This is a genomic window from Flavobacterium sp. GW821-FHT12A05, assembly GCF_058807735.1.
Genome location: NZ_JBXAQY010000005.1, coordinates 192,553 through 214,081, shown reverse-complemented (window position 1 = coordinate 214,081; position 21,529 = coordinate 192,553). Strand labels below are relative to the sequence as shown.

The window sequence follows — 21,529 nt, the reverse complement described above, 5'->3', positions numbered from 1 at the left end:
TTGAAAATTCTATTTTGATTGTGTTATTTAAACCTGACGGGTTTTGAAAATCCGTCAGGTTTATCACCGAAAAGATTAACTTTTCAGAAATTACTAATAATCAAAACGTTTAAAAGCTTCAATAGCTTCGTATTCTGCTAATCCTAATTCGTCATACAAAACGGCTGTATTTTTGTTGCGGTCTTCGGCTCTAACCCAGAATTCTCTGGAATCATTTCCTTGGAACATAACTCTGTCTTTTTGAGATTGATGATACAAGATTGCGTGGCGTTTCAACAACACTTCTGATGGAGAAAGCGGCACCGCCATATCGATTTCATGAATATCCCATTCGTGCCAAGCACCTCTGTACAACCATAACCAGCAGTCGTCCATGTATTTTTCTGGCTTTAATTCCTTCATGGCTGCAAAAATCGCGTTCAGACATACTTCGTGCGTCCCGTGCGGATCTGCTAAATCTCCGGCTGCAAATACCTGATGCGGTTTTATTCTGGCAATAATTTCTTTTACAATGGCAATATCTTCAGGCCCTAACGGATTCTTTTTTACCTGCCCTGTTTCATAAAAAGGAAGATCTAAAAAGTGTGTATTTTCATCCTTAAGTCCAATGTATCTTGTTGCTGCGTAAGATTCTCTTCTTCTGATTAATCCTTTTAATTTTCTAACTTCTAGAGAATCGATTTGATTTTCTGATTTGTTGTTCAAGAACTCAATTACAGATTTGAAGTTGATGTCTTTTGGAAGATTTCCGCCAGTAAAATCGTTGCATACTTCAGCAAATTTCAGCGCTTCATCGTCTGTAACCGCAATATTTCCAGAGGTTTGATATACAACATGTACATCGTGGCCTTGTTTTATCAATTTTGAAAAAGTTCCTCCCATCGAAATCACGTCATCATCTGGATGCGGACTGAAAAGGATAACTCGTTTTTTGGCAGGATTGGCTCTTTCCGGACGATGCGAATCGTCTGTATTTGGTTTTCCACCCGGCCATCCGGTAATAGTATGCTGCAATACGTTAAACATATTGATGTTTAAATCGTAAGCAGATCCTTCTTGTGCTAATAAATCAGACATTCCGTTATTATTATAATCACGGTCTGTCAGTTTTAAAATAGACTGGTTTGTTTTCTGGCAAAGCCAAACAATAGCTTTACTTTTTAATTCTGGTGTCCAGATGCATTCTCCTACCAGCCAAGGCGTTTTAAAACGTGTTAATTCTGAAGCTGCAGATTGATCTAAAACAAAAGTGGCGTTTAGATGATTTTGTAAAAACGTTGCAGGAACTTCTGAACTTACATCACCTTGAATCGTTCTTTTGATAATATCGGCTTTATTTTGTCCCCAAGCCATTAAAACGATTCTTTTAGATCGCATAATGGTAGAAACTCCCATCGTGATCGCTCTTTTAGGAACATTATCGATTCCGTTAAAGTCAGACGAAGCATCGACTCTTGTAATATGATCCAGTGTAATAATTCTGGTTCCAGAATTGATGTGCGATCCCGGTTCGTTAAAACCAACGTGACCGGTACGGCCAATTCCTAACAATTGAAAATCAAGTCCGCCGGCATTTTTTATTTTCATTTCATAATCAATACAATATTGATTCAACTGCTCGAGTGCAATTGTTCCGTCAGGAATATGAACATTTTCAGGTTTAATATCAATGTGGTTAAAAAGATGCTGGTGCATGAAATAGTGATAGCTCTGGCGGCTTTCTTTGGTCATTGGATAATATTCATCCAAATTAAAAGTGATGACATTGCTAAAACTAAGACCATCTTCTTTATGCATTCGAACCAATTCTTCGTATACTTTAATTGGTGAAGAACCTGTGGCCAGGCCAAGTACACATGATTCGTTTGCAGCTTGTTTGAAACGTATTAATTCAGCTATTTCTTGAGCGACATTTTTTGAAGCTTCCGCAGAATTTTCAAAGATCACATTATGATTTTTTTCAAATCGAGTTTCTTCAAATTTCCCGGGTATGTCGTAAGCCAAAGAAGTAGTGGTTTTCATAATATATCTATTGTAGTTAAAATTAGTTTTAACAAATATAGATACAAAAAACAAAACAAATACATTATTTTGCGTTATTTAACAAAATTAAATTCAAATAACGCAAAAAAACGCAGAAAAGTTTGACTGAATTTTTAATTATAGGATAAAAACGCCTGATTTTCGGTATTCTTCCAGCCTTGCGTCTTCCGGATCTAAATTGGTAACAATGGTATCCAACTGATTTAAATCGCAAACCACATGAGGCATTTTCGTATTCAGCTTATCGGCAGAAAACATCGAAACAACCCTGTCAGAAGCTTCTATCATGGCTTTTTTAACAATCGAGATCTCATAACCAATCTCTGTAAGACCTTGTTTTATATTAATACTGCTGGCTCCTATAAAACAAATATCGGCTTTAATTTTAGACACAACTTGTATTACATCCATACCAATAGTCACCATTGCGTTTTTTTGCATTTTCCCACCAATAAATATTAAATCTATGTTGGGGTGCTGTGATAATTGCATCGCGATTGGAAGACTATACGTATATATTGTGGCTTTTAAATCGGACGGAATCAGCTTTGCAAAAACCAAATTCGTACTTCCGCCGCTCATTATAATAACCTGGTCGTCATGTAATAAAGACAATGCTTTTTTTACAATTTCCTTTTTTTCTTTTTCTCCGGTAATATTAATATTAAAAACATCTTTAGATTTTTCTGTAACCAGTACTGCTCCGCCATAGACCTTTTCCAGTTGTTTCTTGCTGTCCAACTCGTTTAAATCTCTTCTTATTGTATCTTCAGACAAATCCAGAGCTAAAGCCAAATCTGTTGTAACAACCTTCTGTTCTTCAATAAGCTTAGTCATTATATATTTATGTCTTTCGGCTTTCAGCATTTTTTAAAAAGTTAAAATTCAGGACAAATATATCAAATATTTCAATTGAACACTGCGGATTTGTAAGAAACTGCAATAGTTTGCGTTTTTTAGTTTTAAAAATAAAACAAGAAAGAATTTACATGTAAAATGTGCGTCATTTTGCGTTATTTGAGTTAAATTTTGAAAAAAAATACAAAATACTGCATTTATATGCAATAAATAAATATATTTGCTCAACAACCATTAAAAAAACCAAATAATCATGAAAAAATTATTTCTTATTTCATTGTTGGTTTTGTTCATTCAAGTAACATTTGGGCAAACAAAAACAATTACTGGAACTGTAAAAAGCAAATCGGATGGGTTTCCTATACCAGGGGTTAGTATCCTTATACAAGGAACTAAAAACGGAACCACCACCGACTTTGACGGAAACTACAGTATTCCTGCCTCGCCAGGGCAAAGCTTAGTCTTCAGCTACATGGGATCTGAGACGCAAGTGGTAAAAATTGACGGGCAGCAAAAAATCAACATTTCTCTTGCTGAGAGCACGTCAAAACTAGACGAAGTAGTCGTTGTGGGATTTGCTTCTCAAAAGAAAACAAATTTAACCGGAGCTGTTGCCTCAATCGATGTAGCTAAAACAATTGGAAGCAGACCGCTTACAGATGTAAGTAAGGCTTTACAAGGAACAACACCGGGAGTAAATGTTAGTTTTAACTCTGGAAATATTAACCGTGCAGCCAACATTAACATTCGTGGTGCCGGTACTATTAATGGTTCTGATGCTCCTTTAATATTGGTTGACGGAGTTCCGACAGATTTATCGCTTATTAATCCAAACGACATCGCAACAATGTCTGTACTGAAAGATGCTGCTTCGGCTTCTATTTATGGAGCTCGTGCTGCTTTTGGGGTGGTATTGATTACAACTAAAGGAGGAAAAACAGGTGAAGGAAAAGTGAGATTCTCTTATTCTGCCAATACGGCTTTTACAAATCCAATTTCTACTTTACAATTCTTAGATCCAACGGTAGAAATTCCTGGATTAGTTGCTGCAGGTACTCGTACTGACGGTGCTGTACCAGAAATTTTTGGTGCAAACTACAATACTTTATTGGCCGGAATTAAAAACTGGAAAGAAAAATATGCACACAATCGTACCAGCAATGAAATGGTTTATGGTGAAGACTGGGAGATTAAAAATGGTACACCTTATTTCTACAGAGTTTGGGATGCTAATAAAGAATTATATGCCAGCAACGCATTGCAGACAACACATAACTTATCTGCACAAGGTAATTTAGGAGAAAAAAGTTCTTTCTTCGCTTCTATTGCCCTTACTAACCAAGAGGGTATGTTAAGAGTAAACCAAGAACAAAGACAAAGAACGAACATTAACTTAGGTTTCACTACAAAATTAGCCGACTGGTTAACGGGAGACTTCAAAGTAATGACAATTAACAGTTCTTACGATCAGCCATTTAATTACTATGGCGGTTCTGGTACAGATGATACCAGCTACGGTGGTTATTTTGGTTATGCGCTTCGCTGGGGGCAGTATTTTCCAAACTTCGGAACGTACAGAGGATATAATTTCCGTACGGCAGGAGGATACATTTCGAATGCTTCAAGAAACGAAAACATCAAACGTAATAACAGGCTGAGTGCTAAATTTACAGCAGATATTACTAAAGATTTTAATGTTATAGCCGAAGTAAGTAATGTAACTGAATTTTATAACAGAAAACAAAACGGTGGTAAATTCCTGGCTTGGGACAGCTGGTCTGCTATGCCTTACGACGCTACGACAATCCAAACTGCTACGCCTGCAACTCTAGAAGCAGGAAATGATTATGTAGCACAATCAAAATCTGAGTCCACTACAAATGTGGTAAACATTTATGGTAACTACAAAAAACAATTAGGTGGTCACAATTTCAAAGTTTTAGGAGGTTTTAACTCAGAGTGGCAGAATTTCTCCCGTAATTATGCCAGAAGAAATACACTTTTAGATAAATCAAAACCAGAGTTTAACCTTGCAGTAGGAGAACAATTTGTTTCGGGATCTGCAAATACTTCTCTTAATCCGGCAGAAACAACATATTCAATTGCAGGTTTCTTTGCTCGTTTAAATTATGATTACAAAGGAATTTATTTATTAGAATTGAATGCTCGTTACGATGGTTCTTCAAAATTCCCAACAACAGAACAATGGGGATTCTTCCCTTCTGCTTCTGTAGGATACAAAATTGTGAATGAAAAATTCATGGAAGGTACACGCGGCTGGTTAAACGACCTTAAACTTCGTGCTTCTATTGGATCAATTGGAAACCAAAACGTAGGTAATAATGCGTTCTTATCGATATTAAATTCAACTAATCCTTCATGGGTAAACAGTGGTTCTACACTGCCTCCTTCTACAGGATTACCAACAAACGTTGACCCTGCTTTAACTTGGGAAAAAGTCTATACAAAAGATGTAGGTATCGATATTAAAATATTTGACATGTTAGGTGCTTCTTTCGACTGGTACCAGCGTGATACAAAAGGAATGCTTGCACCAGGTATAACACTTCCGGGTTCATTTGGTCAAAGTGCCGCACAAACTAACTCTGGAAACATGAGAACAAGAGGCTGGGAATTGTCTTTAAACTTCAACAAACAATTAAGCGAAACAGCTTCGGTATTTGTTGATGTAGCTTTATCTGATTACAAATCTGTAATCACGAAATGGAACAATACTTCTAAATTATTAGGTTTAGTTACACCAACTACCTATCCTTATTATGATGGTTACGAAATTGGACAAATCTGGGGTTTAACCAGCGACAGACTTCTTCAGGCTGATGACGTAATTACCAATAACGGTAAAACGGTAAATGGTGTTGATTACTCTAAAACAATGGTAGGTAACTTTAAATATGGCGCGGGAGATGTTCATTATGTAGATCTTGACGGCGACGGAGTTATAAGCCGCGGTGCAGGAACAGCTGATGATCACGGAGATTTGAAAAAAATTGGTAATACAACACCGCGTTACAAATACGGTATTACTTTAGGCGGGAAATACCGCGGATTTGATATTTCCGGTTTCTTCCAGGGAGTTGGTAAACGTGATTACTGGGCGGCTTCAGATGCTGTACTGCCTTTCTACCGCGCACCACAGCAAATGTATGCAAACCAGGCTGATTACTGGACAGAGACAAATACTCAAGCTTACTGGCCAAACCCATATTATGGAAACGAAGCTAATACGCTTGGTTCAGGTACTTCGGGTTCAAACAACTTTGTTACTTCTACAAGATATTTATTAGACATGTCTTATTTCCGTCTAAAAAATGTTACGCTTGGATATTCACTTCCAAAAGAACTTGTAAAAAGAGCTCGTTTAGAGAAAGTGAGAATTTATGCTTCGGGTGAAAATTTAGTGACTTGGGCAGATAAACGTCTTCCTGTTGACCCTGAAATTGATGAAGCAGAAGTTTTCTGGGGAAGAGCTTATCCTTATACCAAAACAATGTCTTTTGGTATTGAGCTTTCTTTCTAATCCTAACTATACAAAACTTTTAAAATGAAAAAATCAAATATAAAATCAAGATTTCTGCTTCTATTTGCTGTTGCTGCAACATCAATGACCGCAGTAAGCTGTTCAGATTATCTAACAGATGATCCTGCAGATAAATTTACAAACGAGAACTTTTGGCAGTCAGAAGACAACGTAAAAACTTTTTCATGGATTAATTATGATACTTTTTACGGTTATGGAAACGGAACAACAATTGGACTTTCTTTTTTCTATTACCATGGAAGTGATTACAGAGTAGACGACAACTTATCGGCTTTTACTTTTTATCAAATGCCAATTACTGCGGCTACGACAAATGTTTATTCATGGAACGAATATTACACCCTTATTCGTCGTTGTAACTTAATGCTGGATAAAATTCCAAGTGTTCCAATGTCTCAGGAAAAAAAGAACCACTACATTGGAGTTGCTAAATTCTTTAGAGCGTATACTTACTTCCGTTTGGTACAAAAATTTGGTGATGTTCCTTATACCGATAGATTTTTAGCTCAGGCAGATCCTGAAGTTTATGCTCCGGCAATGCCAAGAGCCCAAATTATGGATAAAGTAATTGCTGAATTAGAAGAAGCAGCAAACTTAATGCTTGCAGCCGATGATAAAAACGTAACAGCTAATAAATACACCGCTTATGCTGCTTTAAGCAACGCTTGTCTTTACGAAGGAACGTATAGAAAATACCATTTAAATCAAGATGGAAGTGCTTATTTAAACAAGGCTAAAACAGCTTCTCTAGCGATTATGAATAATCCAAGTTATAAGTTAAATGCAGATTGGAAAGGACTTTACAATTCAGTTGAATTACTTGGAAATACCGAAGTTATTTTAGCAAAACGTTACTTAACAAACGTATTAATGCACTCTCTTCAAAACTATACAAATACATCAACTATTCAGTATGGTTTAACAAAATGGGCTGCAGATAGCTATGTAACAACAAACGGATTACCAATTCAACAAGCCGGAAACACTCAGTTTACGGGTGATGATAACGTAACCAAAACTTTTGCGAACAGAGATCCTCGTTTTGGTAAAACTGTAAATCCTGCTAATTATGGGTATAAAGGAAAACCTTTTGGAACGACGGCATTGGTTTCGATGTCAGGATATGTATTTGAATTGTACAACAACCCGGCTACAACTGGTCCTGATGTTACAACTGGCGGACGTAACTATACTGATGCACCGTTATTTACATTAAGCGAAGTGTATTTAAATTATGCTGAAGCTTGTGCTGAATTAGGAACTGCTACAAACTCAGACCTTGATATGTCTATCAATAAAGTACGTGTTCGTGCCGGAATTGCCCCTTTAACTACTGATGGAGTTACTGCTTCTGCAGGAGGCATTCAAATTAATGACCCAAGAAGAACTTCGGCTTTAGAGCAGCTTTCAGGAATTGTGAATCCATTAATCTGGGAAGTGCGTCGTGAGCGTCAAATTGAATTCATGAGCTGGACCACTTTAAGACAAGCCGATATTTACCGTTGGAAAAAAGGAGATTATTTAGATACCAATAAAAATCCTGATGTAAACTTAGGTGCCAGAATTGGAACTCCTGTTGGAACACAAACTGTTGTAGATGCAAACGGATATGTAAAAATTTATCCGGCAAGCACCAGAACATTTGAACCAAAACATTACTTAATGAATATCCCTACTAATGATATCGATTTATACAAAGCCCAAGGTGTAACATTAAAACAAAACCCAGGCTGGTAATTCGAAATCACAAAATAGTTTGCCCCTCCAATAATTAAAACCAACTGCCTCTGGAACCTAAATTTTACCAGAGGCAGTATTTAAAAATCTTTTTTGTCATTATAATTAAGGATAAAAAGAAAACAACGAATAAAATCTAAATCTGAAAAACTCAGATTCCCATTTCTACAATACCACACTACAACAATCAAAAAAACATCAATAGCAATCGAATAATAATCTAATTTTATTAGTGCATTTTTGCCTTAACTATAACTGTAACTACAATGATAAAATTCATAGCAAAAAGTGTTCTTATTGTAACTTCTTTCATCTTTACGTCTAGTTATTCCAATTCATTTTCGGAGACTGCAAAAAGTAACACATCAGAAATAAATCCGCCGGCAATCAAAACCGGAGCCGATAATTATGAGAAATACTTACCGCTTTTAAAAGATAAAAAGATAGGAATCGTAACCAATCAAACCGGAATTTTGTCTAACAAAACCCATTTGGTCGATTTTTTATTAGAGAAAAAAGTTACCGTACAAACCATTTTTGCTCCTGAACACGGATTTAGAGGCACAGCCGATGCCGGAGAACATGTCGTAGATGGTAAAGACCCTAAAACCGGTTTATCCATAATTTCACTTTATGGAGATAATAAAAAACCAAAAGCCGCACAATTAGCCGGAATCGACATTATGATTTTTGATTTGCAGGATGTTGGCGCGCGTTTTTATACCTATATTTCTTCCCTTCATTATGTAATGGAAGCCTGCGCAGAAAACAATGTACCGCTTATTATTTTAGACAGACCAAACCCTAACGGAAGCATTGTCGACGGACCGCTTTTAGAAAAAGAATTTACCAGTTTTGTGGGCATGCACCCTATTCCGTTACTTCACGGAATGACGATTGGCGAATATGCACAAATGATCAATGGCGAAAAATGGCTTAAAAATGCCGTACAATGCAAATTAACTGTTATTCCATGCGTTAATTATAACCGAAAAATGGAATACAGTTTATTGGTAAAACCATCTCCAAACCTGCCAAACGATCAATCTATAAATCTATATGCGAGTTTGTGTCTTTTTGAAGGAACCAATGTCAGCATGGGACGCGGAACCGAAAAACAATTTCAAATTTATGGTTCTCCTTATTTAACAAAAACGAATTTCAGTTTTACTCCAAAGCCAAATTTTGGAGCCAAAGACCCACTTTATAACGGAAAAGAATGTTTTGGAGAAGATTTAACTTCTTACCCAAAACTTACCCAATTAGAATTAAAATGGCTCATTAAAGCCTATCAAAATACCAGCGATAAAACGAAATTCTTTAATGCCTTTTTCACCAAACTTGCCGGAACAAAAAAATTACAGCAGCAAATTGAAAACGGTGTTTCTGAAGAGCAGATAAGAAAGAGCTGGCAGAAAGATTTAGAAACTTTCAAAAAAATGAGAAAGGCCTATTTACTTTATTAAATACCCGTTTTTATTCAACAAATATCAATTGACTATTTTTTTAGGAAAAATAGAAACTAATAATGCACAACAGCGAAACCAACTAACAGAAAAATCTCGGTTTCAAAAATCAAAAAAAAGAAAAATGAAAAATAAAAATCCTGAAACTGAACAAGAATCTTTGTACAAAGACTTGGATCAAATGAGCGTGAAAGAACTTCTTACCAACATCAATACAGAAGACAAAAAAGTACCCCAAATTATAGAAGAACAGATTCCTAAAATTGAAAAACTGGTTAAAGCGATTGTAAAAAAAATGCAGCTGGGCGGCCGATTATTTTATATTGGAGCCGGAACTTCCGGACGAATTGGAATTCTTGATGCATCAGAATGTCCGCCAACCTTTGGTGTTCCTCATGATATGATTATCGGAATCATTGCCGGAGGCGACACAGCCATTAGAAAAGCGGTTGAAAATGCCGAAGATGATACAGAACAAGCCTGGAAAGACTTAGCTAAATTTGAAATTTCAAGCTTAGATTTTATTATTGGGATTGCTGCTTCTGGAAACACGCCTTATGTTTTAGGTGCTTTGAAAAAAGCAAAAGAATTTAATATCAAAACAGGAAGTATTTCCTGTATCAGCAACGGACTTATCGCTCAGGAAGCCGATTATCCTATCGAGTTAATTGTAGGACCTGAATTCTTAACCGGAAGTACGAGAATGAAAGCCGGAACAGCGCAAAAACTTACTTTAAACATGATCTCTACTTCGGTAATGATTAAACTAGGCAAAGTAAAAGGCAACAAAATGGTCGACATGCAGCTGTCTAACGAAAAACTGGTAAAACGCGGTATCAAAATGATTATGGAAGAACTTGGAATTGAATATGACTTAGCCGAAGAATTACTGCATAAACACAAAAGCGTAAGAGCCGTTTTACAGTCTCAAAATAAAAACACAGAAAACTAAAAACTTTTATAGATTTATAGTAATCAAAATTTCAATCTATATTTATTGAAATTCATCGGACGCCTGACTGATCTTAAAAACCAGTCAGGTATAATCCTCAAAATAATAACCAAACCACCAAAGCTATAAAATGACACCAAGCACCATCCTTTTACTAATTATCGTTTATTTCGGAACCTTATTCTACATCTCGCATCGGGTGAGCAGAAAAGACAGCGGAAACGAAGCTTTTTTTACAGCCAATAAAAATTCTAAATGGTATTTAGTTGCTTTTGGAATGATTGGAACCGCTCTATCCGGAGTAACTTTTATATCGGTTCCCGGAGAAGTAGGCGCCGTAAGTGGTGAACAATTCAAATATTTTCAGTTTGTACTGGGTAATGCGCTGGGTTTTATAGTAATTACAAAATTATTACTGCCACTTTATTACCGCATGAATTTAACCTCAATTTACGGTTATATAGAACAAAGAATGGGCTTTTTCAGCTACAAAACAGCTGCATCTATTTTCTTAATCAGCAGAACCATAAGTTCGGCATTCAGATTATATTTAGTGGTTATTGTATTGCAGCGATTTGTTTTTGATTTCTACAATATTCCTTTCGCTTTTACCGTATTAATCTCTTTAATTCTTATTTTCTCTTATACCTACAGAGGCGGTTTAAAAACGATTATTATTACAGATACTTTACAAACGTTTTTTCTGGTAACATCGGTTTTCCTTACTATTTATTTCATCTGCGATCGTATGGATTTAAGTGCGATCAGCGCTTTTGAAGAAGTAAAAAACAGCAACTATTCTAAAATATTTTTCTTTGATGATTTCCTCGGAAGTAAATTCCATTTCATTAAACAAATATTAGGCGGCATGTTTGTAACCATTGCCATGACAGGTTTGGATCAGGATTTAATGCAAAAAAACCTGAGCTGTAAAAACATCGGCGAAGCACAAAAAAATATGTTTACGTTTACAGGAATTTTTGTTGTTATCAATATTTTCTTTTTAAGTGTAGGCGCACTGCTTTACATTTATGCCAATAAAAACGGAATAGCTATTCCAACAGATTTAGTTACCGGAAAACCAAGAACCGATTTACTTTTTCCGGAAATTGCCCTAAATCATCTGGCTGTAGTTCCCGCAATTGTATTTTTATTGGGAATTATCGCCGCTACTTTTGCCACTACAGATTCGGCATTAACTGCTTTGACAACCTCTTTTTGTGTTGACTTTTTAGGCATGGATAAAGCCGAAAACAGCAATAAAAAAAATACAGTACGAACAAGACATTTGGTACACATCAGTTTTTCGATGTTAATCTTTTTCATCATCCTTATTTTCAATTCCATCAACGACAGTTCTGTTGTGGGAATGATTTTTAAAGTTGCTTCTTATACTTACGGTCCTTTATTAGGGTTATATGCTTTTGGATTGTTCCAAAAAACCAGAAATGTAAATGATAAACTTGTGCCGCTAATTTGTTTATTATCTCCATTTTTTACTTACCTAATAAATGAAAATTCGAAACTATTATTTTCAGGCTACGTTTTCGACAATGAATTAATAGTGCTTAACGGATTAATAACCTATTTAGGTTTATACCTTACCAGTTCCCGAAGCAGTAATACAATCCGTTTTTAATCTTTTTTAAAAACAAAAAAACATGACTATTCAATTGAAGACTGAAAACAGTAAGTCTTCAATTGATTAAAAAAACAATGCTATGAAAGATTTCTTCATAAAAATCAGCCTATACGCCGCTTTCCTATTTTTGGTTACCAATTGTGCCACTTCAAAAAAAAACAAAACGGTTACAGACTCCAAAGAAATTCCGTTAAAAGACACCGTTGTTTACGAGGCTAAAAATCAATTAGAGAAAAAAACTTTTTTTAAAGATTCAGATCAAGAAACAGCCTGGGTCGATAGTATTTACAGCAAAATGCCGCTTCGCGAAAAAGTGGGCCAGCTTTTTATGGTTTCAGCTTATTCCAATAAAGATTCCGTACATGTAAATCAGGTTACCAAATTAGTTCAGGATTACAAAGTAGGAAGCGTTATCTTTTTTCAGGGCGGACCGGTTCGCCAGGCAAAATTGACCAACTTATACCAATCAAAAGCAAAAGTACCTTTATTCGTAGGAATTGATGCCGAATGGGGATTAGCCATGCGTTTAGATTCTACTTATCGTTATCCTTGGAATATGACTTTGGGCGCAATTCAGGATTTAAATTTAATTGAGAAAGTGGGCCGAAATATGGCCAATGAAAATAAGCGAATTGGCATTCATTTTAATTTTGCTCCTGTTCTGGACATCAATACCAATCCAAAAAATCCAATTATCGGAAACCGTTCTTTTGGCGAAGACAAAGTGAATGTAGCAGATAAAGCCATTGCTTTAATGAAAGGCGTGCAGAGTCAGGGTGTTTTCAGCACCGGAAAACATTTTCCGGGACATGGCGACACCGCAACAGATTCTCATCACGCATTGCCATTGGTTAATTTCTCCAAAGAAAGAATCGATCAGATCGAATTATATCCTTACAAACGATTGTTTGACGAAGGTTTAGTATCGGTAATGGTGGGGCATCTTAATATTCCAAGTTTAGAGCCAATCCCAAATCTGCCTTCTTCGGCTTCTTATAATGTCGTAACCAATCTGCTTCAAAAAGAATTAGGTTTCGACGGTTTGATTTTTACAGATGGTTTAGCCATGAAAGGCGCCAGTAATTTTAAAGGCCCGGGCGATTTAGAAATTGCAGTGCTTTTGGCTGGAAATGACATTTTACTTTGTCCTGAAAATGTTCCGGTAGCCGTTCAAAAATTAGAAGAAGCCTATACTAACAATACGATAACCGAAGAACGTTTGGCACATTCGGTTAAAAAAATTCTGCATTACAAATACAAAGCAGGATTAAACCACTACAAGCCTATTGATATGGCCAATATATACAATGATCTTAATCCGTCTCAAAATGACGCTTTACATTATCAATTGTATGAAAATGCCGTTACGGTTTTAAAAAATGAAAAAGAAATACTGCCAATAAAAGAACTGGATCAGAAAATTGCTTACGTAAAACTGGGCGATGATACCAACAGTACTTTTATTTCAACCTTAAAAAAATATACTGAAATTACAGAAGTTAAAGACACCAATCTTGACAGTTTAAATCAGGAATTGAAGAAGTTTGACAAAGTAATTATTAGTTTTCATAAAGTAAATAAACCTTGGGAAAAACAAGAATTTACCTTAACCGAACTGCTTTGGCTGAAAGAAATTGCGAAACACAACAAAGTAATTCTGGATGTTTTTGCCAAACCTTATTCCCTATTATCTATTTCTGATTTTGATGATATTGAAGGATTAGTAGTTTCTTATCAAAATTCAGATATTAGTCAGGTTGTTTCTGCCGAATTACTTTTTGGAGCTGTTGCCGCAAAAGGAAAACTGCCCGTTTCAATTAATGACTTTTTTAAAGTAAATGACGGATTAACAACCGAAAAATTAAATCGTCTCGCTTTTAATGCTCCGGAAAATGTGAATATGAACCCTGCCATTCTATCCAAAATTGATGCTGTGGCACAAAAAGCAATTGATGGGAAAATGGCACCGGGAATGCAGGTTTTGGTTGCCCGAAAAGGAAATGTAATTTTTCAGAAATCATACGGTTATCAAACGTACGACAACGCTAGAAAAGTAACCAATACTGATTTGTACGATGTGGCTTCGATTTCTAAAATGATTTCTACACTGCCAAACGTGATGCAGCTGTATGATAAAAATAAAGTAACGCTGGACACCAAATTAAAAGATATGGTTCCGTTTTTTGCTAAAACAAATAAAGAAAATATCATTTTTAAAGATTTGTTATCGCATTATGCCGGACTTCAGGCCTGGATTCCGTTTTATAAAGCAACGTTAGACAGCAATAATAATCCTTCTGAAAAATACTATCGAAAAACTGCCGAAAATGGTTTTACAACTAAAGTAGCCGAGAATCTTTACATTCGAAATGATTATCACGATACGATCATGAAAATCATTGCACAAACTCCTTTATCACCTAAAATTGAATACAAATACAGCGATTTTACCTTTATTATTCTGAAAGAATATTTAGAAAGAAAAACCCATAAAAAACTCGAAGATTTAAGCCGTGAGAATTTCTACAGTACTCTTGGTATGACGAATACGCTTTACAATCCGTTAGATAAATTTGAAAAAAACAGCATTGCTCCTACTGAAATTGATACTTATTTCAGACATCAGACGATTCAGGGTTATGTTCATGATATGGCCGCTGCAATGGAAGGCGGTGTTGCAGGTCATGCCGGAATTTTTTCGAATGCAATGGATGTGGCCAAAATGATGCAGCTGTTTTTACAAAAAGGAAATTACGGTAATACACAATATTTCTCTGAGCAGACTTTTGATGCCTTTAATACTTGTTATTACAAAGATAAAGGTGTTTTAAGAGGCCTTGGCTTTGATAAAAGAATTGGTAAAGATGGGCCAACTTGCGGCTGTGTTTCTGAATCTAGTTTTGGTCATACCGGATTTACTGGAAACATGGCTTGGGTTGACCCTGAAACTGAAATTGTGTATGTTTTTTTATCCAATAGAACTTACCCCGAAGTGGTTAATGACGAAAATAAATTAGCAAAAGGAAAAATCAGAGAAGAAATTCAAAAAATAATCCAGGAAGCTATAATAAAGTGAAAATTTCAACTTTCAAATTCCAAAATCCAAATTCCAAATTCCAAAATCTAAATTCTAAAATCTAAAATCTAAAATATAACCCCAATGACAAAAGAACGTTTAACCTCGCTGGATGTATTTAGAGGATTTACTATTTTATTAATGACAATAGTAAACAACCCGGGAAGCTGGGCCTCTATTTATCCGCCATTAGAACACGCCGAATGGCACGGCTGTACACCGACTGATTTAGTATTTCCTTTTTTTGTTTTTATAATGGGAACGGCAATACCTTTTGCAATGCCCGTAAAACATTTTGACGGATCGGTTTTTAATAAAATTTTAGTTCGTTCACTGCGAATTTTCTGTTTAGGATTGTTTTTGAGCGTTTTCAGCAGAATCCATTTATTTGGTCTTGAAGGAATTCCGTTATTAGGCGTAAGACTGATAATTGCATTTGCTGTCGCTTATGCCCTTTTAGGAAATTTTTCAATGAAAGTCAAAACCATTTTGGCGATAGGAATTTTTATAACATTACTTTCTTTATCATTCAGCGGATTAGAACATTTTGAAGATACCAGAATACCAGGCGTTTTACAGCGAATTGCAATCGTTTATTTCTTCACTTCTATTCTATATCTAAAAACAAATTTAAAAGCGCAAATTGTTGTTTTAGCAGCGCTTTTAATTGGATATTATCTTTTAATGGCCTTTGTTCCCGTTCCGGGATTTGGTCCGGCTAATTTTGATAAAGGAACTAATCTTGCTGCTTGGTTAGACGATACTCTTTTAAACGGACATTTGTGGAGTGTCTCTAAAACATGGGATCCGGAAGGAATTTTAAGTACTTTACCAGCCATTGGAACAGGAATTCTGGGAATGTATATTGGCCAGTTATTAAACCTACAAGTAAGCAAAACCGAAATTTTAAAGAAAGCATCAATCGCTGGAATCATTTTATTAATTGGCGGTTTACTTTGGAATATCATTTTCCCCATTAATAAATCGCTTTGGACCAGTTCGTATGTTTTATACACAGCCGGAATCGCCACTATATGTTTAAGTTTATTGTATTATATAATCGATATTCAGGGTTATAAAAAATGGGCTAAACTATTCTTAATCTGGGGAGTAAATCCAATGATTGTATTCTTCTTTTCAGGAATAATTCCGAGAGTTTTGGGTTCTATTAAAGTTCAAAATCCGGAAATTGGCGGAGAAGAAATAAGTGTTCTAACCTTAATTTACAAACACGGAATTGCTCCATGTTTTGAAAATCCACTGAATGCATCATTAGCTTATGCACTATCGTATGCCGTTTTTTGGTCGGTAATACTTTGGATTTTCTACAAAAAGAAATTGATATTTAAGGTTTAAGTTTTTGTATTTTTTTGCCACAAATTACACGAATTTTCACTAATTTTTTTTAAAAACATTACGCATAGCGAATATTTTAATTCGTAAAAATTCGTGAATTACTTCGTCTGTCCCTTCGGTCGAGTCGTGGCGAAAAAAAATAGATCAACATTGCGTAGATGCACTGCAGTGCGTCTCTACAGATATGTGCTGTGTGGGTGTAAAATATATTTCCTATACGATCCAATTTTAACGTAGAGGCGCACCGCAGTGCGTCTCCTATTGACCATGATTATGATGAAATTGAAACATTTTTTCGGCTTTTTATTTATCGTATTTCTCTTTGCTTGTTCATCAAACAATAGAAAGATCAATTCTTTGTCAAATATTGATACTATTGAAATACGTCCTGATTTCAAAAAGTATTTTGACAATTGTAATGCCGAAGGAGCGATTGCCATTTATGATAACAACAACCATAAATGGATTTTATCTGATACTGCAAATACAAAAAAAGAAACACTTCCTGCATCCACTTTTAAAATCATTAATTTACTTATCGCCTTAGAAACCAAAACCATTTCGAGTGAAAATGATATTGTAAAATGGCCTGGAAGCATCGATACTCTCAAATACGATAACCGACCGGATATTTATCATGATATAACGGTTAAAGAAGCTTTTGAAGTTTCGGCAGGCTGGGCTTTTATAGAATTAGCTAAGAAAATTGGAAGGAAGAATTACAAAAAATACCTAAAGCTTTGCCATTACGGAAACCAAAATCTCTCGCAAAAAGAGGCTGATTTTTGGAATTTTGGTGCTTTCGGAATTTCTCCTATAAATCAGGTTGAATTTCTGAAAAACATGTACGACGAAAAACTTCCGTTCTCCAAACGAAACATCGAAATCGTAAAAAGAGTGATGATAACCGAACAAAATAAAGAGTATACAATTCACTCCAAAACCGGTTGGACAAGAGCCAACGAAATGAATACTGGCTGGTGGACAGGTTATATTGAAAATAAAAATGGAGTTTACTTTTTTGCCACACGTCTTTTACAAGAGCGAAAAGCGAATAGATCTGATTTTGGAAGTTGCAGAAAGGAAATTACAAAATCTGTTTTTAAGGATTTAGAGATTATAAATTGAAAAGTTTTTTTGCCACGAATTACACGAATTTTCACTATTTTTTTTAAACATTGTGCATAGTGAATATTTTATTCGTGAATTCGTGGCGGAAAAAAAATCAACGTTGTGTAGACGCACTGCTGTGCGTCTCTACATGTGTGGTGTGTCTACATAAATTAAAAACTAACAAATTTTACTCCCGCACTAAACCATCTTGATGGTAACGGAAATGCTCCAACTTCAAAATAAGTGGTATTAAAAATATTTTGAGCATCTACAAAAAATGTAAATTTCTTAACGGACTGGCTTACTCTAAAATCATTAATCCAATACGACGCTCCGGTAACTCTTTCGTTAAAACGAGTTGCCAATAAAATAGAGAAATCTTTGTACTGATAATCGATCGTATTTGTAATTTGATGTTTTAAAGAAGAAATCAAATATTTAGAAAACGGTTCAGAACGTGTATCTTTAAACTTAGAATCTAAATAAGTATAGCCCAAAGTAAAGTTTAATTTAGAATTGGCAGAAAGATCGATTTTATAAGTTCCGCGCATGTTGATTCCGTTTGTAATCAAATCACCGTAGTTTTGACTCTGCCACGGCACCGTCGTTGTCATACGAGTCCAGTCGATATAATTGCTTATCTCTCTGTAGAAATAATTCACATTCAGGTTTAAATTCTTTCTGTTGAATTTAAACCCAACTTCACTTTGAAAAGCATTTTCAGAATCAAGATCAGGATTTCCAATATTCCCCGGACGCTGATTTAGGTATAAATCTGTAAAAGAAGGAATTCTTTGGCTTGTGCCGATGTTTCCAATAATCTTAAATTCTTCTGTCAGTTCGTAACTTGCATCGATACCAGGATAAATCTGCCATTTATAATCTGAATTGTAATTCAAATAAGTACCCACATTTACATTTAATTTTTCAAAGAAAGAGGTTCTGTATTCGGCATAAATTCCAATATTCTCGCGATCGTGATCTCCAATATTAGACGAATGAATATCTTCATTTCTAAATTCGGCACCAAAACCAATTTCGCCGTTTTCTGTTTTAATAGATGAATTTAGTTCCGCCGCAATCGAATTGGTGTAATGCTGGCTTCTTCCCGCGTTTAAGTTGTTATTTCCCAAATATCTATAATCATCATAATTATATCGGTAAGTCACTCTCGGCATGATTTTCCATCTGTCCGTAATATTATGTTTCGACTGAATGTTGGCAAAAGTAGTCTGAACAATTTCAGAAGAATTTCTATCGCCTGGAGCGGCGTAAAATCCGTTTGCTCCAAATCCGTTTTTTACATAACCAAACAAACCTGAAATTTCGTTAGAATCATTGATCTGAACATTTCCCTGATACAATAATTTGTTGTTTTCGAATCCGGTATTATAACGGTATCCGTTGCTTTTATCGTGCGATGCAAAAATAGAATGCTGTTGTTTTTCTTTTCCTAAAACAGCCCCAACCTGAATCCCGTCTCCATAAAAAGTATCGCCGGTATCCTGAGTATCTTTTTCAAAATTAGAACCCGCATAGGTACTTACCAAAACTCCCGAATCGGTTGGTTTTTTAGTAATAATATTGATCGCTCCCGTTAAACTGTTGATTCCAAAAATTCGCGCAGCCGGACCACGTAAAACTTCAATTCTTTCAATGACTTCTACCGGAAGAGGCAGATTAAGCATATTGTGTGCCGTTTGCGAATCAATAATTTTAGCTCCATTTAGCAAAACAACGGTTTGCTCGAAGCTGCCGCCGTCAATACTTACATCGGCCTGACCGCCAAAAGGACCTCTTTGTCTAATATCAACTCCGTTTGCATATTGTAATACTTCTTGTAAAGTTCGTCCCGGTAATTTTTTTATTGTTTCGCTGTTTATAACGTATACGTTTCTGTTTTGTTTAGAAATTGGAGTGCTTAAACGGTTTTCCTGAATAATGACTTCATCAATCTCTATAATAGAATCCCTTTTGGTCTGGGCATAAAAATTTGTGCAAATTAAGGTAAAGATTGCAAAATAGATTTTTTTCATTTTGGTTTAAAATTTTTGCAAAAGTAGTACCTTGCCGTACTAATAAAGTATACCAGTTTTGTAATTATGAGTAGTCCGGTTGAAATTCCTTTTAAAAGCTTTATTCAGCTTAAGCCAGAACAAAGCACCGCAATCTATCTGCAGATCGTTTTTGAATTTATAAAAGCGATTCAAACCGGGTTTCTTCCTGAAGGAACAAAGCTTCCGGGAACGCGTATATTATGTAAACTTCTTTCGGTAAACCGAAATACTTTAATCAAAGCTTTTCAGGATTTAGAATCGCAGGGATGGATTGAAACACTTCCCAACAAAGGGACTTTTATACTTTCTCAGCATAAGCAGAAAAACAAAGAAGAATTTATCACTGCTCCAAACCAAATTAGCTCTGAAAGTACTATTGGTTTCACTTTTCAACGTTCTACGATTTTGGAGAATCCAACAGAAACAAGTAATCTGCCGTATCAGTTTAATGATGGTCTGCCCGATTTGAGATTGATTCAAAATGAGATTTTAGCGAGGCTTTATGTTTCAAAATTAAAGAGGCAGAAAACGTCTAAAACTTACGAGCAAATTCAGATACAATCGCATTTAAATTTTAAAACTCATTTCTCGAATTACTTAAATCTTACAAGAGGTTTACGCATCTCTACTTCCAGCCTTTTGACCACAAGCAGTCATAAAATTAGTTTGTATCTGGTTACAAAAGCGCTTATTTCTCCCGGCGATAAAGTTGTGGTAGCCTCTCCGGGTTACTATATTTCTAATATGACTTTAACCAATACCGGAGCGCAGATTATTACGATTCCGGTAGATCAGGACGGAATTGATACAAACCGGTTAAAAGAAATCTGCAAAGAATCGAAAATCAGGGTTTTGTATTTAACTTCTAATTATCATTATCCAACGACGATTTCTTTAAGTGCCAAAAGACGAATGGAAGTTCTGGAATTGGCCAATCAATACGGATTTATTATTTTGGAGGATGATTACGATTTTGATTTTCATTACGATAACAATCCTATTTTACCATTAGCGGCTTTCGATTCCAATCAAAAAGTGGTTTATATAGGATCATTTGGAAGATCGCTTCCATCAGGATTTAGTTATGGTTTTGTGGCAGCGCCGCCAGAATTTGTAACGGAATTAGAAAAACATCAAAACATTCTGGAACCCGGAATTGATGTTATTAAAGAACAAGTTTTAACCGAATGGATTAACGAAGGCGAAGTACACCGACTTTCGAAAAAGAACAAAAAAATCTATAAAGAACGCCGTGATTATTTCGTTTCCTTATTAAAGGAAAAATTAAGTTCTAAAATTAAATTTAAAGTACCGTTGCGTGGTTTAGCTGTTTGGATTGAATGGCTCGATACATTCAATTTAATAACGCTGCAAAAAGAATGTGCCTCAAACGGATTATTTCTGCCTAAAACTGTTTTATACCAAACCAAAGATCTTACTGCCACACGCTTAGGATTTGGGCATTTAGAAAAGGAAGAAATGGAAAAAGCTGTAGCTATTTTATGTCAATCTATTGATGGGATTTAAATACGCTGCTTAAATTCTCTTTTTACGGCTATGAAAGATAACCAATCAGACTATTATATAATAACAAGTAATATAGTAGTACATTTAATATTAATATAAGAAAATCTGCATAATTTTAGTTTTTTATTAAAATTTAATAC

The 21,529-nt window shown here is 35.4% G+C and carries 12 protein-coding genes; 9 read left to right on the top strand and 3 right to left on the bottom strand.

Annotation, left to right across the window (positions count from 1 at the left end; genetic code table 11):
- Nucleotides 1-93 precede the first annotated feature (93 nt).
- Nucleotides 94-2,022: a glucosamine-6-phosphate deaminase gene (nagB, locus tag AC1RRQ_RS13295; RefSeq protein ID WP_493023520.1), complete on the bottom strand. Its 1,929-nt coding sequence runs from the start codon at nt 2,020-2,022 to the stop codon at nt 94-96.
- A 138-nt stretch (nt 2,023-2,160) separates the two neighbouring features.
- Nucleotides 2,161-2,910, bottom strand: a complete 750-nt coding sequence (locus AC1RRQ_RS13290; RefSeq protein ID WP_493023519.1) for a DeoR/GlpR family DNA-binding transcription regulator — start codon at nt 2,908-2,910, stop codon at nt 2,161-2,163.
- 244 nt (nt 2,911-3,154) lie between these two features.
- Here AC1RRQ_RS13290 and AC1RRQ_RS13285 point away from each other — a divergent pair, with 244 nt between their 5' ends.
- From AC1RRQ_RS13285 to AC1RRQ_RS13250, 8 genes are all read left to right on the top strand, one after another.
- Nucleotides 3,155-6,442, top strand: coding sequence for a SusC/RagA family TonB-linked outer membrane protein (locus tag AC1RRQ_RS13285; RefSeq protein ID WP_493023518.1), 3,288 nt, complete (start codon nt 3,155-3,157; stop codon nt 6,440-6,442).
- A gap of 24 nt (nt 6,443-6,466) precedes the next feature.
- The gene (locus AC1RRQ_RS13280) at nt 6,467-8,200 is read left to right on the top strand and encodes a RagB/SusD family nutrient uptake outer membrane protein (protein ID WP_493023517.1); all 1,734 of its coding nucleotides are present in this window, start codon (nt 6,467-6,469) and stop codon (nt 8,198-8,200) included.
- Between the two features lie 266 nt (nt 8,201-8,466).
- Nucleotides 8,467-9,666: an exo-beta-N-acetylmuramidase NamZ family protein gene (locus AC1RRQ_RS13275; RefSeq protein WP_493023516.1), complete on the top strand. Its 1,200-nt coding sequence runs from the start codon at nt 8,467-8,469 to the stop codon at nt 9,664-9,666.
- Nucleotides 9,667-9,790: 124 nt separating this feature from the next.
- Nucleotides 9,791-10,618, top strand: a complete 828-nt coding sequence (murQ, locus tag AC1RRQ_RS13270; protein WP_493023515.1) for an N-acetylmuramic acid 6-phosphate etherase — start codon at nt 9,791-9,793, stop codon at nt 10,616-10,618.
- 130 nt (nt 10,619-10,748) lie between these two features.
- The gene (locus AC1RRQ_RS13265) at nt 10,749-12,257 is read left to right on the top strand and encodes a sodium:solute symporter (RefSeq protein ID WP_493023514.1); all 1,509 of its coding nucleotides are present in this window, start codon (nt 10,749-10,751) and stop codon (nt 12,255-12,257) included.
- 82 nt (nt 12,258-12,339) lie between these two features.
- Nucleotides 12,340-15,336 (top strand): serine hydrolase domain-containing protein, encoded by a 2,997-nt coding sequence (locus AC1RRQ_RS13260; protein ID WP_493023513.1) that lies wholly within the window; start codon nt 12,340-12,342, stop codon nt 15,334-15,336.
- An 84-nt stretch (nt 15,337-15,420) separates the two neighbouring features.
- A complete protein-coding gene (locus tag AC1RRQ_RS13255; RefSeq protein WP_493023512.1) occupies nt 15,421-16,692 on the top strand; it encodes an acyltransferase family protein in 1,272 nt (423 codons plus the stop codon).
- A 276-nt stretch (nt 16,693-16,968) separates the two neighbouring features.
- Entirely contained in the window at nt 16,969-17,820 is an 852-nt protein-coding gene (locus tag AC1RRQ_RS13250; RefSeq protein ID WP_493023730.1) for a penicillin-binding transpeptidase domain-containing protein, read from the top strand.
- A 155-nt stretch (nt 17,821-17,975) separates the two neighbouring features.
- Here the strand turns inward: AC1RRQ_RS13250 and AC1RRQ_RS13245 are convergent, their stop codons facing one another.
- The gene (locus AC1RRQ_RS13245) at nt 17,976-19,841 is read right to left on the bottom strand and encodes a TonB-dependent receptor plug domain-containing protein (protein ID WP_493023511.1); all 1,866 of its coding nucleotides are present in this window, start codon (nt 19,839-19,841) and stop codon (nt 17,976-17,978) included.
- Between the two features lie 66 nt (nt 19,842-19,907).
- On the opposite strand from AC1RRQ_RS13245, the gene AC1RRQ_RS13240 reads away from it, so the two are divergent.
- Entirely contained in the window at nt 19,908-21,389 is a 1,482-nt protein-coding gene (locus AC1RRQ_RS13240; RefSeq protein WP_493023510.1) for an aminotransferase-like domain-containing protein, read from the top strand.
- Nucleotides 21,390-21,529: the final 140 nt, after the last annotated feature.

Coding starts and splice junctions, on each gene's coding strand:
- nagB (WP_493023520.1), bottom strand. CDS start 2,022: ATGAAAACCACTACTTCTTTGGCTTACGACATACCCGGGAAATTTGAA.
- AC1RRQ_RS13290 (WP_493023519.1), bottom strand. CDS start 2,910: ATGCTGAAAGCCGAAAGACATAAATATATAATGACTAAGCTTATTGAA.
- AC1RRQ_RS13285 (WP_493023518.1), top strand. CDS start 3,155: ATGAAAAAATTATTTCTTATTTCATTGTTGGTTTTGTTCATTCAAGTA.
- AC1RRQ_RS13280 (WP_493023517.1), top strand. CDS start 6,467: ATGAAAAAATCAAATATAAAATCAAGATTTCTGCTTCTATTTGCTGTT.
- AC1RRQ_RS13275 (WP_493023516.1), top strand. CDS start 8,467: ATGATAAAATTCATAGCAAAAAGTGTTCTTATTGTAACTTCTTTCATC.
- murQ (WP_493023515.1), top strand. CDS start 9,791: ATGAAAAATAAAAATCCTGAAACTGAACAAGAATCTTTGTACAAAGAC.
- AC1RRQ_RS13265 (WP_493023514.1), top strand. CDS start 10,749: ATGACACCAAGCACCATCCTTTTACTAATTATCGTTTATTTCGGAACC.
- AC1RRQ_RS13260 (WP_493023513.1), top strand. CDS start 12,340: ATGAAAGATTTCTTCATAAAAATCAGCCTATACGCCGCTTTCCTATTT.
- AC1RRQ_RS13255 (WP_493023512.1), top strand. CDS start 15,421: ATGACAAAAGAACGTTTAACCTCGCTGGATGTATTTAGAGGATTTACT.
- AC1RRQ_RS13250 (WP_493023730.1), top strand. CDS start 16,969: ATGAAATTGAAACATTTTTTCGGCTTTTTATTTATCGTATTTCTCTTT.
- AC1RRQ_RS13245 (WP_493023511.1), bottom strand. CDS start 19,841: ATGAAAAAAATCTATTTTGCAATCTTTACCTTAATTTGCACAAATTTT.
- AC1RRQ_RS13240 (WP_493023510.1), top strand. CDS start 19,908: ATGAGTAGTCCGGTTGAAATTCCTTTTAAAAGCTTTATTCAGCTTAAG.